The 14,572-nt window shown below is 67.9% G+C and carries 17 protein-coding genes; 3 read left to right on the forward strand and 14 right to left on the reverse strand.

Annotation, left to right across the window (positions count from 1 at the left end; all coding sequences use genetic code 11):
- Window positions 1–40: 40 nt before the first annotated feature.
- From AB0P21_RS11730 to AB0P21_RS11740, 3 genes are all read right to left on the reverse strand, one after another.
- The gene (locus AB0P21_RS11730; protein ID WP_363695826.1) at window positions 41–766 is read right to left on the reverse strand and encodes a pentapeptide repeat-containing protein; all 726 of its coding nucleotides are present in this window, start codon (window positions 764–766) and stop codon (window positions 41–43) included.
- 103 nt (window positions 767–869) lie between these two features.
- Window positions 870–1,991: a peptide chain release factor 2 gene (prfB, locus tag AB0P21_RS11735; RefSeq protein ID WP_363695828.1), complete on the reverse strand. Its 1,122-nt coding sequence runs from the start codon at window positions 1,989–1,991 to the stop codon at window positions 870–872.
- A gap of 63 nt (window positions 1,992–2,054) precedes the next feature.
- Window positions 2,055–2,810, reverse strand: a complete 756-nt coding sequence (locus AB0P21_RS11740) for a helix-turn-helix domain-containing protein (RefSeq protein WP_363695829.1) — start codon at window positions 2,808–2,810, stop codon at window positions 2,055–2,057.
- Window positions 2,811–2,858: 48 nt separating this feature from the next.
- On the opposite strand from AB0P21_RS11740, the gene AB0P21_RS11745 reads away from it, so the two are divergent.
- Window positions 2,859–3,689: an NAD(P)H-binding protein gene (locus tag AB0P21_RS11745; protein WP_363695830.1), complete on the forward strand. Its 831-nt coding sequence runs from the start codon at window positions 2,859–2,861 to the stop codon at window positions 3,687–3,689.
- Between the two features lie 11 nt (window positions 3,690–3,700).
- On the opposite strand, the gene AB0P21_RS11750 is transcribed toward AB0P21_RS11745, so the two are convergent.
- The 8 genes from AB0P21_RS11750 to AB0P21_RS11785 all read right to left on the reverse strand — a co-directional run bounded on the left by AB0P21_RS11750 (window position 3,701) and on the right by AB0P21_RS11785 (window position 9,787).
- Window positions 3,701–4,495 (reverse strand): SDR family oxidoreductase, encoded by a 795-nt coding sequence (locus AB0P21_RS11750; protein WP_363695831.1) that lies wholly within the window; start codon window positions 4,493–4,495, stop codon window positions 3,701–3,703.
- 81 nt (window positions 4,496–4,576) lie between these two features.
- A complete protein-coding gene (locus AB0P21_RS11755; protein WP_363695833.1) occupies window positions 4,577–4,975 on the reverse strand; it encodes a Tad domain-containing protein in 399 nt (132 codons plus the stop codon).
- 29 nt (window positions 4,976–5,004) lie between these two features.
- The gene (locus tag AB0P21_RS11760; RefSeq protein ID WP_363695835.1) at window positions 5,005–5,421 is read right to left on the reverse strand and encodes a hypothetical protein; all 417 of its coding nucleotides are present in this window, start codon (window positions 5,419–5,421) and stop codon (window positions 5,005–5,007) included.
- 71 nt (window positions 5,422–5,492) lie between these two features.
- Window positions 5,493–5,906, reverse strand: a complete 414-nt coding sequence (locus tag AB0P21_RS11765; RefSeq protein WP_363695836.1) for a TadE family protein — start codon at window positions 5,904–5,906, stop codon at window positions 5,493–5,495.
- A 593-nt stretch (window positions 5,907–6,499) separates the two neighbouring features.
- Window positions 6,500–6,700, reverse strand: a complete 201-nt coding sequence (locus AB0P21_RS11770; RefSeq protein WP_363695838.1) for a hypothetical protein — start codon at window positions 6,698–6,700, stop codon at window positions 6,500–6,502.
- 14 nt (window positions 6,701–6,714) lie between these two features.
- Entirely contained in the window at window positions 6,715–7,653 is a 939-nt protein-coding gene (locus tag AB0P21_RS11775; protein WP_363695839.1) for a type II secretion system F family protein, read from the reverse strand.
- A complete protein-coding gene (locus tag AB0P21_RS11780; RefSeq protein WP_363695841.1) occupies window positions 7,650–8,510 on the reverse strand; it encodes a type II secretion system F family protein in 861 nt (286 codons plus the stop codon). Before AB0P21_RS11780 ends, AB0P21_RS11775 begins: the two co-directional genes overlap by 4 nt.
- The gene (locus AB0P21_RS11785; RefSeq protein WP_363695842.1) at window positions 8,510–9,787 is read right to left on the reverse strand and encodes an ATPase, T2SS/T4P/T4SS family; all 1,278 of its coding nucleotides are present in this window, start codon (window positions 9,785–9,787) and stop codon (window positions 8,510–8,512) included. The genes AB0P21_RS11780 and AB0P21_RS11785 overlap by 1 nt, the downstream gene beginning before the upstream one ends.
- A 279-nt stretch (window positions 9,788–10,066) precedes the next feature.
- On the opposite strand from AB0P21_RS11785, the gene AB0P21_RS11790 reads away from it, so the two are divergent.
- Together AB0P21_RS11790 and AB0P21_RS11795 are read left to right on the forward strand one after the other, a co-directional pair.
- The gene (locus tag AB0P21_RS11790) at window positions 10,067–10,567 is read left to right on the forward strand and encodes a SigE family RNA polymerase sigma factor (RefSeq protein ID WP_363695845.1); all 501 of its coding nucleotides are present in this window, start codon (window positions 10,067–10,069) and stop codon (window positions 10,565–10,567) included.
- Window positions 10,568–10,583: 16 nt separating this feature from the next.
- Window positions 10,584–11,861, forward strand: coding sequence for a hypothetical protein (locus tag AB0P21_RS11795; RefSeq protein ID WP_363695846.1), 1,278 nt, complete (start codon window positions 10,584–10,586; stop codon window positions 11,859–11,861).
- A gap of 14 nt (window positions 11,862–11,875) precedes the next feature.
- On the opposite strand, the gene AB0P21_RS11800 is transcribed toward AB0P21_RS11795, so the two are convergent.
- From AB0P21_RS11800 to AB0P21_RS11810, 3 genes are read right to left on the reverse strand one after another with little or no spacing between them, the layout of a single operon-like run.
- Window positions 11,876–12,619: a GntR family transcriptional regulator gene (locus AB0P21_RS11800; RefSeq protein WP_363695847.1), complete on the reverse strand. Its 744-nt coding sequence runs from the start codon at window positions 12,617–12,619 to the stop codon at window positions 11,876–11,878.
- Between the two features lie 53 nt (window positions 12,620–12,672).
- The gene (locus AB0P21_RS11805) at window positions 12,673–13,458 is read right to left on the reverse strand and encodes a TIM barrel protein (protein WP_363695849.1); all 786 of its coding nucleotides are present in this window, start codon (window positions 13,456–13,458) and stop codon (window positions 12,673–12,675) included.
- The gene (locus AB0P21_RS11810; protein WP_363695850.1) at window positions 13,455–14,492 is read right to left on the reverse strand and encodes a Gfo/Idh/MocA family oxidoreductase; all 1,038 of its coding nucleotides are present in this window, start codon (window positions 14,490–14,492) and stop codon (window positions 13,455–13,457) included. Before AB0P21_RS11810 ends, AB0P21_RS11805 begins: the two co-directional genes overlap by 4 nt.
- Window positions 14,493–14,572: the final 80 nt, after the last annotated feature.

Genomic DNA, 14,572 nt, shown 5'->3' on the forward strand with positions numbered 1-14,572 from the left:
CCGAGGTGTGCCCCGGTCCGGCGTCCAGCCTGGTCCGGGGCTAGCTGGCCCAGTGGGTTGGGCGGCTCACGGCCGGCGGCAGCTTCGTCTTCGCATCTCCCCGGGCTGCGTTGACCTGTGACTGCGTCAGGAAGAGCGCGCCGGTGAGATCCGCGCCTTCCAGCCGAGCATCCCGCAGGTCGGCGCCGATCAGATCCGCTCGCCGGAGATCTGCTTCACGGAGGTCGGCGGCGATGAGATAGGCACCTCTGAGATTGGCGGAGTGGAGATCAGCGCCGCGGAGTTTGGCCCCGAACAGGTCAGCTCCGCGGCGTTCCTTCGCCTTGCTCTGCTTGCCTCGCACCAGCGCGCTGGTGCGCAGCAACAACTCGTTGACCTTGACCCGTTCACCCGGCAGATCAACGGCGGTGACATCCGGCGTCCGGGTGAGCTGCTCGATCCGATCAGTTGCCGTGCGCAACTGCTTGTGGATCGCCCTGGTCTGGTCGAGCTCCAACGCCTCAGCGAGGTACCAGAGCAGTTCGTGCAGTTGCCGCATCACCGGCAACGCCGCGAACATCTGCTGCCCCGGCTGCTCCCGCCAGCTCCGGCCGGCCAGTCGCGAGATCTTCTGGCCGGCGCCGAAACAGTCGTAGACCGCGCACCCCTGGAACCCCTTGGGCCGGAGCTGCTGGTGGATCCCGCAGCGGAACGCGTCGTCCAGGTTCGCGCAGGGTTCCCCCGCCGCCTTGTCGATCGCGAAGTCGGCCGACTTGGCGAACGTCAACGCGACGCAGCACAGCCCGAAGCAGCTCCCGCAGTCCGCTCTGAGCTCAGCCCTGGCGTCTTCGGGTTCTGCTGGGTTCACGGCCGACCGGGCGTACGCAGTACTAGTTCTGCTCGGCGGCGGTCTGGCCGGTACGCCGCCAGCGGATGCCCGCCTCGATGAACTCGTCGATCTCGCCGTCGAAGACGCCGCTGGTGTTGCCCGACTCGTACAGCGTCCGCAGGTCCTTGACCATCTGGTACGGGTGCAGCACGTAGGAGCGCATCTGGTCGCCCCACGAGCCCTGCACGTCGCCGCGCAGCGAGTCGATCTCGGCCCGCTCCTCGGCCTTCTTCAGCGCGAGCAGCTTCGCCTTCAGGATCACCATCGCGGAGGCCTTGTTCTGCAGCTGCGACTTCTCGTTCTGGCAGGAGACGACGGTCCCGGTCGGGATGTGGGTCAGCCGGACCGCGGAGTCGGTGGTGTTGACGCTCTGCCCACCCGGCCCGGACGACCGGTACACGTCGACCCGCAGCTCTTCGTCCGGGATGTCGATCTCGTCGGTCTGCTCCAGCACCGGAACCACCTCGACCGCGGCGAACGAGGTCTGCCGGCGGCCCTGGTTGTCGAACGGCGAGATCCGGACCAGCCGGTGCGTCCCCGTCTCGATACTCAGCGTGCCGTACGCGTACGGAGCCTTGATGCCGAACGTAGTCGACTTGATCCCGGCCTCTTCGGCGTACGACGTGTCGTAGACCTCGGTGCCGTAGCCGTGCCGCTCGGCCCAGCGCAGGTACATCCGCTGCAGCATCTCCGCGAAGTCGGCGGCGTCGACGCCGCCCGCGCCGGAACGGATCGTGACGAGCGCCTCGCGCACGTCGTACTCACCGGACAGCAGCGTGCGCACCTCGAGCGACTGGATCGCCTTGCCCAGCGACTGGATCTCCTTCTCCGCCTCGGCCAGCGTGTCCGCGTCGTTCTCCTCGCGGCCCATCTCCACCAGCACACCGAGATCGTCGATCCGGCCGCGCAGCTTGACCACCCGCTCCAGGTCAGCCTCCAGCCGGGACAGCTTCGAGGTCACCTTCTGCGCGTTGGCCTGGTCGTTCCACAGATCAGGCGCGGCGACCTGCTCTCCGAGGTCGGCGATGTCGCGCCGCATCCCCCCGAGATCGAGAACTTTCTCGATCGAGGTCAGGGTCGCGTCGAGTTGCTTCAGGTCAGCGTCGAAATCAGGTCCAGCCACAACCAAGCAGCGTACCCGCTCACCAGCACACCCCGGGAATCCAGCTCTCCAGCCGGGTCCTGCTCAGTGCTGCAGGCCACGCTTCAGGGTGCCGAAGACCACCCGGACAGCCCGCTCAAGCTCTTCCTCGGCCTGCGCGATCTGCACCCCGTTCGGCTTCTCCGGCAACACCCGCCCGAGCTCCTCCTCCAACACCTTCTGCGCCGCCGCGTACTGCGCGGCGATCAACCGCGCCATCAGCGGACTGGATTGCGGACTCACCTCCACCCCCAACCGGCCGCCCGCCTCCACCTCCGACCGACCGCTCGCCTCCACCCCCGACCCGCCGCTCAGCTCCAGCGCACCCCGATACTCCCGCTCCCGCAGCGCCGCGACGATCAACGCCTCCATCTCCTCTGCGTTCCGCCGCCTCCGCGCCCGCAGCGCCGGACTCTCGTCAATAGTCCGGCTGAACGCCTTCCACGTCACCAGATGCCCCGACCGCAACCGCCCCCGAATAACGCTCAAATAATGACCCTCCAGCGCCTCAACAACCTCAACCATCCCCACCCCACCAGGAAGCTCACGAATCACCTGCCCCGGCCCGACCCACCACCGCTGCTCATCGAACAGCAGATCTTCCTTGGTCGGAAAATGGTTGAAAACAGTCTGCACAGCAACATCAGCCGCCTTGGCCACCTCGGCAACCGTCACCTGGTCGAACCCACGCTCCATGAACAGCGTCGTCGCCACATCCGAGATCACCTGCCGCGTCTGCAGCTTCTTGCGCTCCCGCCGCCCCAGCTCCTCCATCGCCATGGACAGAGCGTAACGCCCCATGCTTTACTCCCTCCATAAATGTAGTCACTACATCTTTGGAGCAACTCCATGTCTGTTCTCATCACAGGCGGCCGAGGCAAGATCGCCCGCGCCGTCCACACTGGTCTCGTCGCCGCCGGCCGGACCGTCCGCGTCGCCAGCCGCGAACCCGCCGGCCTCCCCGGCGCCGTCGCCCTCAACCCCGCGCACCCGGCCTCTCTCGCCACCGCCCTCGACGGCATCTCCCAGGTCTTCCTGTACTCCGACCCGACCACCGCCGAGCTCTTCGTCGAAGCTGCGGAGAACGCCGGCCTCAAGCAGGTCGTCCTGCTCTCTTCGATGTCCGCGCAAGCCGACAACGAGAACGCAGCCCGCGACCCGCACGCCGACACCGAGCGCATCATCACCAGCGGCGCCTACGCGACAACCTCGCTCCAGCCCGGCACCTTCATGTCAAACGCGACCTACTGGTCGTACCAGCTCCGCGCGACCGGCCAACTCCGCCTCCCGTACCTCGAGGCCGAAGAGGCCCCGATCCACGAGCAGGACATCGCAGACGTCGCCCTCAAGGTCCTGCTCGACGGCCCCGGCGGCCCCCACGACGGTCGCGCCTACCTGCTGACCGGCCCCGAATCGATGACCCGTCGCCACCAGCTCGAGCTGATCACCCAGCTCACCGGCGTACCGATCGACGCCGTCGACCTCACTCCCGAGCAGGCCTTCGAAGAACTCGCAACCACCATGCGCAACCCCGCGCAGCTCGCCTCACTGATGTCCTACTGGGCGTCCCGCGTCGGCAGCCCACACCCGATCGAGCCGACCGTCGAGCTCATCACCAACCACCCGCCCCGCACCTTCACCACCTGGCTGACCGACAACCCCACCGTCTTCGCCCAGTAGACGGCGACGGACTACGGAAGAATCGAGTCGATGTAGCCACCATCGACACGGAGTGCACCGCCGGTGGTCGCGGAGGCAAGGTCGGAGCTGAGGTAGACGACCATGTTGCCGATCTCCGGCGGCTCGATCAGCCGCTGGATCAGCGAGTACGGCCGGTGTTCCTTCATGAACTGCCGCTGCGCCTCATCCCAAGGCAACTCATCGCCAACCAACTCCCCGACGAACTCCTCGACGCCCGGCGTATGCGTCGGGCCGGCCATCACCGAGTTCACCGTGACCCCGGTACCAGCCGCCGCCTTCGCGAACCCCCGCGTCACCGCGAGCAGCGCCGTCTTCGTCACGCCGTAGTGCACCATCTCCAGCGGCGTCACCACCGCCGAGTCACTCGCGATGTTCATCACCCGCCCGAACCCACGCTCCATCATCCCCGGCAGGTAATGCCGAATCAGCCGAACCGCGGACAGCACGTTCACCTCGAAGTACCGACGCCACTCGTCGTCATCGATCTCCAGCACCGGCTTCGCCCCGAAGATCCCCAGGTTGTTGACCAGGATGTCGAGCTCCCCCACCTCGGCGAACAACACCTCGGCCCCCTCCCCCGAGGCCAGATCAGCCGCCACCGCCCGAACCTCAGCCCCCGGCACCTCCCGCCGAACCACCTCAGCAGCCTGCTCGGTCTTTTCCTGCCCCCGCCCATTGACCACCACCGCGGCCCCCGACCGCGCCAACTCAGTGGCAATGGCCAACCCGATCCCCTGACTAGACCCAGAAACCAACGCCCGTCGCCCAGCCAGATCGATGTCCATGGCCCCACTCTGCCCGACACCCCAAACCTCACCCCGCAACCCCGCCGCTGGGCAGCCGAGGGCTTTGACCCCACGCACCCCTCAGCGAATCGGCACGATCGCCGACGCATCCGAAGCAATATCAGCCGACCCCTGCCACCCAGGCGGCTCGAACGGCAGATCGACCGTAGAAGTCAACGTCACCGTCACCGTCGTCCCAGTGACATCGGCCGACCAGTCCAACCCGGCAAAACGGTTGCCTGCACCAACAGAATCCAGATAGTCCGCCGTCAGCCGCCGAGCCTCGTCCGGATCGAGTTGTGCGTTGCCAGTAGTAGCCGGCTGGGAGTAGATCGCGGCCAACCCATTCGCGGCAGCAAGTACCGCACCGTCAGCCGTCGCATCCAAATCCCGCCGAACCAGAAACACCTTCGAGATATCAGTGACCACCACGATCATCATCAGCACCACCGCCATGAACCCGATGATGAGCACCGTCATCTGCCCCTCTTCACCCCTCCGCCGGGCTCTCATCCGTTGCCCTTGGCCTCGCGGTACTCGCCGTACGACTCGGTATGCGACGCGCTGATGTGAATCGCCGGCCGCTCACCACCCAGCGCGTCAGGTATCAACGGCAACGGCACCTCAGCATCCAGTTCAACGGTCACCGTCGACCCCGGCTCCAGACACGCAGGGTTGCAGGTGATCTTCAACTGATCAGCCGACAACTCCATCCCCTGATCCTTCATCGCCATCCGCGCCGCCTCGAAGGCCCGCGACCGCGCGTCATCCTCCGACAACCCAGCCGGCACGATGATGAACGCCCTCCCTGCCGCACGAGTCGCAGCAGTAGCGCCGTATGACGCCCTCTGTACGTCAAAAACCCCGAGCATCACGTAAATGAGCGGCACCAACAGCAACAACGCCAGCCAAGAAAACTCAACCACCGCACTACCCCGCTCACCGCGCCCGCCGCACTCACCCCGCTCACCGCGCCCATCCTGGGTTCGCTGTCTCGTCATTCGCCGGTTTCCTTGACCGCATGGCCTTCAACGGTGAAGTCGATCCCCGGCCCCCACAAACCCAGCGGCGGCATATGAGCCTTCACCACAACGAGCACGACCGGCTGCCCATCCGCCTCGGTCTGCTGTGCCTCCACCGAGTCGATCAACTCGTTGCGCACGACACCGTTCACCAACTCCCGCGTACGCGCCTCACCATCACCAGGCTCCCGATTCAGCACCGCCGCGTAGTGCGCGCCCTCGGAGGCTGCCGCTGTGATCGTGTTCCGCACATACAGAAACAGCCCCACCTGCAGTACTCCGAGAAACAACGGCACCACCAACACCGAAACCATCACAAAATCCACCACCGCAGCCCCACACTCGCCCCGACGCCGTCGCGGCAGTCCCGCCAGGCGAGAACCGTGCACAAGCAGACGCCGGAGGCACCAAACCTGTGGGAGACGCGCCGAGTCCCGAAGGTGGATACCCGAGCTGGCCGGGCAGATCGGGCTTGCCGAGCTATCCGGGCTTGCCGGGCCGACCGAGCTTGCCGAGCTGACCCGGCCCACCAAGGTGGTCGGGCTGGTCGGGCTGGTCGGGCTGGTCGGGCTGGTCGGGCTGGTCGGGCTGGTCGGGCTGGTCGGGCTGGTCGGGCTGGTCGGGCTGGTCGGGGCAGGATGGAGCACCGCCTGAGGGCGAGCCGTGCGAAGTACCGCCTGCAGGCGGGCGACGTGGGATGCCACCCCGGGAATGGCCAGACGACGGAGCGCCACCTGGAACCGCGCAGGGTGGAGCGCCGCCCGGGATCGGGCAGCGCGGACTGCCGGTCGTGGGCGGGCTGGACGAGGAGCAGCCGGGCCCCGGGCAGGGTGGGATGCACCCGTGGGCAGAGCAGGGCGGAGCGTCGTCCGTGCCCAGGCAGGGTGGAGCGCGGCCCGGCGGCGGGCCGCGTCAGATGTCGCCCGAGGGCGCGCAGGGTGGGGTGCCGCCCGGGGGTGGGCGGGGTTGGATGGGGGTGGGGTCACTTCTTGTTGGCGACCGAGTCCAGGGCTTTTTCGAGCATCTCCTTGAGTTGGTCGGCGGCGAGTGCCCAGATCGCGACCACCAGGCCGGCGGTCATCACCGTGATCAGGACCCAGCCGGGGACGTCGCCGCGTTCTTTTGCGGCTGGTCGGGGCTTGGTCACCAGGGCTACGAACAGTCTGGTCATCAGCAGGGACATGGCATCTCCTCAATTCATCCGGCGATCAGCCGGATCCCGACAGCGCCCGGATAGAAGGCGAAGGCAATGGTCACCGGGAGCACGAGAAACACCACCGGAATCATCATGGCGACCTCTCGGCGGGCACCCGACTCGATCAGCTCACGGCGGCTGGCTTCGCGGATGTCACCTGCCTGAGCACGCAGTACGTCGGCCAGCGGGGTGCCGCGTTCGAGCGCGACGGCCAGGCCGTCGGCGAAGCGGGACAAGGCAACCAAACCGCTGCGGTCGGCCAAGGCGTCGAGGGCGCGCACCAGCGGGTCACCTGCGCGGGTCTCGGCGAGGACTCGTTGGAGTTCGTCAGCGAGTTCTCCGCGGCATGATCTGGCGACTCGATCCAGTGCGGCGGCTGGACCTTCACCGGCGGCGACTGACAAGGCGAGTAGCTCGGCCACGGTTGGCAGCTCGGCCAGCAGGCGGCGCTCGCGGCGGCTCACTTGGCTGGTCAGGTAGGTGTCGCGGGACAGCACGCCGATGACGGCGAGGAAGCAGCAGAGGACGAGCAGACCGATCGGGTTGCCGAAGCCGAGCGAGAGGGCGATCAAGGCGGTCAGCAGACCTGCGCCGAAGCCGGCTGCGCCCCAGAGGACCTGTTCGATCCGGAATTCCTCAACCGTACGGTCGATTCCGGCGCGGGCCAGCCGGCGTCGGATGGACAGCGCACCGCCGAGGATCCGCTCGAGTCGCACCGCACCGGCTCGCAGCAGCGGACCGAACAGGCGGACGATCGCGTAGAACGGCGAACCGGAGTTGACCACGCCGAGAAAGACGTCCGAGCCACCGATGTCGCGCAGGTACGGCCCGATCCGGTCGTCGACGGACGGCTTGCGCAGGAACGGCAAGCGGCGCAGTACCAGCAGCAGACCGCCGCCAAGCAGCGCGCCGAGAAAAGCACCCAGCAGCATCGGGTTCATCGCAGTACTCGCTCTGGTTCGGGGAGGCGGCCGATGCGGAGCATCAGGCGGTAGGCAAGCACGCAGACGACCGCGCCGACGCCGATGATCAGGGCACCGATCGGGGAGTTGTAGCGCTGGATCACGTCGCCTTGGAACGACAGCATCGCGAGCACCAGCCAGGGCGCGGCGACGGCGACCCGGGCACCGTTGACCGACCAGGACTGGCGGGCTTCGAGCTCGGAGCGGGTGCGGGCGTCGTCGCGGAGGAAGCTCGACAGGGAGCGCAGCAGGCGGCCGAGATCGCCGCCGCCGACCTCGCGGGCGATTCGCAGCGCCTCGATCACGCGGTCGCCGACCGGATCGGCCAGTCTCGCCTTCAGCCGGTCGAGCGAGTCCGCGAACCGCCCGGTCGACGCATAGTCCGACCCGAAGCGGCGGAACGGCTCCCGCAAAGGCAGAGGCCCGCGTTCCCCGACCTGCCCCAGGGCTTCGGACAACGACAACCCAGCCCGTACTGCGGACGCAATGTTGTCGACCACATCAGGCCACAGCTCGCGGAACTCGGCCAGCCGCTTCCGTGCGCGACTCTTCAGCAGCGCGACCGGCAGACTCCCCGCCATCACCCCGAAGACCAGCCCGATCGGCAGCGCAGCCGACACCAGGAACATCACGATGAATCCGACAAACCCCGTGATCCCACACGCGCCGATAAAGGCAGCCGGAGTCACCCCCTCGACTCCAGCCGCGGCCAGCAGATCGCGGCTCCGAGTGGTCAGGCGGCCATCAGTACTGGCCTTGGTCTCGCGCGGCGAAACGAAGGCCCAGATGATCAGCAGCAAGCCGATCCCGAAGAACAACCCGAGCAGCAGTCCCATCAGGCCACCCCTCGCGGCAACTCGGTGAGCAGACCGGCCGGCGAGTACCCCCGGAGAGTGAAGCGCTCAGGGTGCGGCAGTTGCCCTTCGGCTCGCCGCAGCTGGCCGTCGACGGTGGCGAACAGGTGCTCGGTCTCGATCGCGTCGCCCTCGATCCGGCCGCTCACCGCGAGGATCTCGCGCACCCGGCGCTGACCGTCGTGGCCGATCCCGAGGTGGACCACCAGGTCGACCGAGCCCGCAACGGTCGGCAGTACGAACCTCGAGCCAATGTTCTCGCCGGCCAGCAACGGCAAGGTGCACATCTTGGTGAGCGCCTCGCGGGCCGAGTTCGCGTGGATGGTGCACATGCCCGGCAGGCCGCTGTTCAGCGCCAGCAGCAGGTCGAGGCACTCCTCGCCGCGGACCTCGCCGACGATCACCCGGCTCGGCCGCATCCGCAGCGACTCCTTGACCAGGTCCCGCAGCCGGACCTCACCAGTGCCTTCGAGACCGGCCTGCCGGGTCTGCATCGAGACCCAGTCGGGGATCGGCAGCTTGATCTCGAAGACCTCTTCGCAGCTGATCACCCGCTCGCTGCCGGGGATCGAGCCGGACAACGCGTTCAGCATCGTGGTCTTGCCCGCCTGGGTGCCGCCGGAGACAAGGATGTTGAGACCGCACGCGACCGCCGCGTCCAGCACCGCCGCGGCGTGCTGGGTGAGCGAGCCGAGGCTGACCAGGTCGGCCAGCCGGGTCGCCCTGACGGTGAACTTCCGGATGTTGATCGCCGCGTAGCGTTGGGTGATCCCGCCGAGCACGATGTGCACCCGGCTGCCGTCCGGCAGCCGCGCGTCGGTGAACGGCTGCGAGACGTCGATCCGGCGTCCGGTCGTCTTCAGCATCCGCTCGACCAGATCGCTGACCTCTTCCTCGGTCAGCACCGTGGTGGTCAGCTCGTGCCGGCCCTCGCGGGCGATGAAGACCCGGCTCGGCTCGTTGATCCAGATCTCCTCGACCGCCGGGTCGTCCAGGTAGCGCTGCAGCGGGCCGAACCCGGCCACCCGGTCGTGCACCTCACGGCTGACCGCCTCCAGGTCGCCGATCGGCGGCACGATCCCGGTCAGGCTGCGCTCGTCGTACTCCTTGACGACCGTCGCCACGATCGTGCTCACCGCGCCCGGGTTGCGCAGCGGGTCGATGCCCTCGCGGCGGACCAGGTCGCGGACCTGGGCGTCGATCAGCTCGACCGCGTCGCTCCAGCCGGACCGGCGCGGGGCAAGTCTGTCGGCTGTCATCGTCTCCCCGTGAGCTCTCCTCGGAGCGACCCTCGCGGTCACCCTGAGCAACATTCTTTCAACCCGGGGTCCACCGGCGCCAACCCGATCCCGGCTGCCTGTGGATAACCCTGGCATGCCGGAGGTTCACCGAACGTATCCAAACGCTCACCACCGGGTCCAGCCGGTTGCACCTTGTTGCAACCCCGGCGACGACCTCCCCGGCGGCCAGACTCAAGGTGTAACGCCCGTGGCGGGGTGACGCGTCGTACAGGGTGAGACCACGACGGAGAGGCCGGGATGAGATCTACGACGGACGACTTCGAGGAGTTCGCCAGAGCGCGAACACCGCAGTTGTATCGGACCGCATGGTTGCTGACCGGGGACCGGCACCATGCCGAGGACCTGGTCCAGGAGACGCTCGCGAAGATGTTCCGGGCCTGGCGGGGTCTGCAGCGGATCGACAACCCACCGGCGTACGCGCAGACCGTGCTGGCCAGGACCTTCATCTCGCAACGGCGGCGGCGCAGCTGGAGCGAGCAGCCGGTCTCCTCGATGCCGGAGCGAGCCGACCGGCCAGGCGATCCGGCCCTGCGGATCTCCCTGCAGAACGCCTTGGCGGAGCTGTCCCCTCTCGACCGTGCGGTGCTGGTGCTGCGGTTCTTCGAAGATCGCAGCGTCGAACAGGTCGCGCTCGATCTCGGCAAGAACGCCGGTGCGATCAGGACCCGAACGTCACGCGCCCTGGACCGGCTTCGCGCCGTCCTGGGTGCGGACGCCGACCACCTGATCGCTCTCTGACCGAAGAAGGAACCCGATGAAGAACCTGAACGACACCCTGCCCGAGCTGATGCGCCGGGCGACCGAGAACCTCGAGCCCGAGTCCAGCGACCTGGTCGAACGCGGCATGGCCCGGGGCGCCACCCTGCGCCGCCGCCGGACCGCCCTGGTCAGCTTCAGCGGCGCGGCCGCCGTACTGGCGACCGCCGGCATCATCGTCAGCGGCAGCCAGCTCTTCGCCAAGGACGCGGAGCCGCCGGCAGCCAGTACTCCGACCAAGCAGTCGGCCACCAACACCGGCAGGGTCGCGGCGAAGCCCGCCACCCTGAAGGAGACCCAGGCGACCCTGACCAAGCTCCTGCCTCCGCGCCTCAAGGTCGCCAAGGTCAACGTCTGGGACGACGGCGGCGGCCACCAGGCAGACCTGAGCCTGAACGACGGCAAGGGCTTGTCGCTGATCAGCCTGGCGATCAGGCCGGCGATCGGCCAGAGCCCTGGTTGCTCCGACCAGAAGCCCGGTACCTGCGTCACCCGCCCGGACGGGTCTCGCCTCACCGTCGTCAAGGACGAGTTCGAGAAGCGAACCCCTGGTGTGGTCTACAACCACATCTACCTGGTCCGCACCGGCGGTGAGTCGATCAGCCTGTCCAGCTACAACGGCAACACCGTGACTCGCGAAGGCGCAGTCACAGTAGAGAAGACCCGCGCCGCGCCTGCCCTGACTGCGGCCGAGTTGACCGCAATCGCGGACAGCGACCTCTGGCGTTTCCCGGCGAAGCCTGTGGAGTCCACTACTTCGGAGAAGCCGCAACCTCCCAGCCCTGGCGCGAGCAAGCCCGCAGTACCGGTGCAGCAGACCCTGCAGACGCTCAAGAGCGTGCTGCCGAAGGGGTTGCAGGTTTCGCAGCCGAAGACCCGCGGCGGCCTTCCGGCCGACTACAACGCGGCATCTGTCCTGGTGAACGACGGCAAGGGACTGTCGTACGTCGAGGTCTTCATCACCTACCAGGCAATGACGGTCAAGAAGTGTGGAGTGGAGGGAGCTCCCAACCACTGCACGCTCCGGGCCGACGGCTCCGTGGCCGGCTGGGACAAGAACTCACCCGAGTACAGCGAAAGCCGGCAGGACAAGGAAGGCGTGCTGGGCAACACCGCTGCGATCCACTTCCCTGACGGCCGCTACATCACCCTGACCAGCTACAACGCCGTCGCTGAGAAGGGCTCCAAGCACACCCGACCCAAGCCGGCCATCAGCGCGGAGAAGCTGCTCGACATGGCCGGCAACAAGGCTTGGAAGTTCCCCGGCACCAAGTAGCGGCAGTAGCGCCCTCAGCGGTGGACGAGGGTGTGCTCGAAGGCGTAGCGCGAAGCGCGGAACAGGTGGGAGCCGAACTCCACTGCCCGCCCGTGGTCGTCGTAGGTGATCCGTGTGGTCGCCAGCAACGGATAGCCCGGCTCCTCCATGAGGAGTCGGGCTTGTTCGGTAGTGGCGGGCTGCGCCGAGATTGTCTGGTGAGCTACCTTCAGCCGCACCCCCTCGGCCCGCAGCAACTCGTAGAGGCCGCGCTCGGCCAGAGTGTTCGGGTCCGTATCCAGCACCTCCGGCGGCAGCCAGTTGCGCATCAGGGCCAGCGGTTCGCCGTCAGCACGGCGGAGCCGCTCCAGGCGCAGTACGCGATCGCCTTGCTCGCACTGGAGCGCTGCGGCGACGTCCGGGCTCGCGGGGGCGATGCCGAAGCGCAGTACCTCGGTCTGGGGCTTGCGGTGCGCCGCGGACAGGTCGTCGTACAGGCTGGTCAGTTCGAGGCTGCGGCGGACCTGCCCCGAGTTCCCGACCACCTGGGTGCCGACACCGCGCTTGCGTACCAGCAGCCCCTGGTCGACCAGGCGAGCGATGGCCTGGCGGACAGTCGGGCGGCTCAGCCCGTACGCCTCCGCGAGGTCCACCTCGTTGCTGAGCCGCGAACCGACCGGCAGGTCACCGCCCTGGATCGCCGACTCGAGTTGCTGCGCGAGCTGGACGTGGAGCGGGGTACGGCTGGTGCGATCTACGCTGACCTGGACGGTGCTCATGGGCACATCTTGGGGTCTGCGGGGCGCACCGTCGAGTCGGAGCCGGGATTTGATCAGATGTCTTCCAATCTGACCGTCCCGCCGAACGCGTCCGCGAACCGGCGCAGAGCCAACTCACTATCGCTGTGGGCAAAGGCTTCCAGGCCGACGGTCCCCTCGTATCCGAGCTCTCGTAGCACCGCAGCGATGGCCGGATAGTTGATCTCCCCGGTGCCGGGCTCACAGCGTCCCGGCACGTCGGCGACCTGGATCTCGCCGATGAAAGGAGCAGCCTTGCGAAGCAGCGCGATCAGATTCCCCTCGCCGATCTGGGCGTGGTAGAGGTCGAACATCAGCCGCAGGTTGGGGTGGTCGACGGCCGCGACCAGCGCGAGCGTGTCGGCAGCCTTCGCGAACGGTACGCCCGGGTGGTCGACCTCGGTGTTGAGGTTCTCCAGCACGAACATCACGTCGTTGGCGGCCCCCAGCTCGGCCAGCCGCGCCAGGGTCTTCGCGGCCGCCAGCCACATCTCCCCAGTCACCCCGTACTGCGGACGAACAGGCAGCCCGCCCTCGCCCAGCTCGGTGCCGTGCAGGTTGAGTCGCGGGCAGCCCAGCCGGTGCGCCACCTCGATCGACTGCTCGGCGGTCTTCAGCAACTGGTCCTGGTCATGCGTGAGCGATCCGTGCACGTACCCGGTCATCGACGAGAACGTCGCGCCGGTCGCGATCAGCGCGTCGACATCCTTGGTGGTGTGGTCCCAGATCTCGACGTCGAAACCGCGCTGGTGGATGCGTTCGACCCGCTCGACGAGTGGCAGGTCGGTGAAGACCATCTCGGCGCAGACGGCCAGCCTCACCCGATCTCCTGCACCTGCACCGGCCGGCGCTCCTCGTGCGACTTCATCGCGGCCAGCGCGACCTGCAGCGCGTTGCGCGCGTCCCGGCCGGTGACCGGCGGAGTCGAGCCGGTCCGGATCGCGTCGGCGAACTGCGACATCTCGGCCACGTAGGCGTCGACGAACATCTCCTCGTCGCTGCGCAGCGTGTGCTGGCTGATCCCGTGCTCGCCGTACTGCAGCATCGGGCTGGTCGCGTGCCGGCCGGCCGTCACCATCCCCTTCGAGCCGAACACCTCGCCGCGGACGTCGTACCCGTAGAGGGCGGAGAAGTTCGCCTCGGCGGTCGCGATCGCGCCGTTGTCGAAGCTGAGCATCACCGCGGCGGTGTCCAGCAACCCGCCGTCCTTGTACTGCGGGGCGACCAGCGCGTCGGCGCGGGTGTAGACCTCGACCGGCTCGGCGCCCGGGTTGAGCCAGAGCAGCGTGTCGAAGTCGTGGATCAACGTCTCGCGGAAGATCGTCCAGGGCTTGATGGTGGCCGCGTGCGTCATCCCGGCGGGCCAGCCCGGGTCGCGGGTGACCGAGCGCATCAGCTGCGGGGTGCCGATCTCGCCGTTGACCACCGCGGCCCGGGCGGCGGCGAAGTCGCGGGCGAACCGCCGGTTGAAGCCGACCTGGAAGACGATGCCGGCCTGGTCGGCCGCGGCGATCGCGCGATCCATCTCGGCCAGCTCGAGGGAGGCCGGCTTCTCGCAGAAGACCGCCTTGCCCGCCTCGGCGGCGCGGACCACCAGCTCGCTGTGCACCTGGGCGATCGAGGTGATCGCGACCGCGTCGATCTCCGGATCCTTCAGCACGTCGTCGATGTCGCCGTGCGGTCTGGCGTCGTACTGCGCCGCCAGCGTCTCGGCCGCGTCGAGGCGCGGGTCGACCACGGCGGCCAGCTCGGCGGCCGGCACCCGGCGGGCGATGTTGCCCGCGTGCATGGTGCCGATCCGGCCGGCGCCGACCAGTGCGATGCGGATGACTTGCAGTCCATGATCGGTGCGCATGTCGTCGGTCCCCTCAGGACGTGTGATTCCCCGTTGTGACGAGCAACTACTATTCGTAGCAACATTTACTAGAGCGCTCT

Origin of the sequence: Kribbella sp. NPDC056861 (genome assembly GCF_040687575.1) — a bacterium.
In the GTDB taxonomy this organism is placed as follows: Bacteria; Actinomycetota; Actinomycetes; order Propionibacteriales; family Kribbellaceae; genus Kribbella.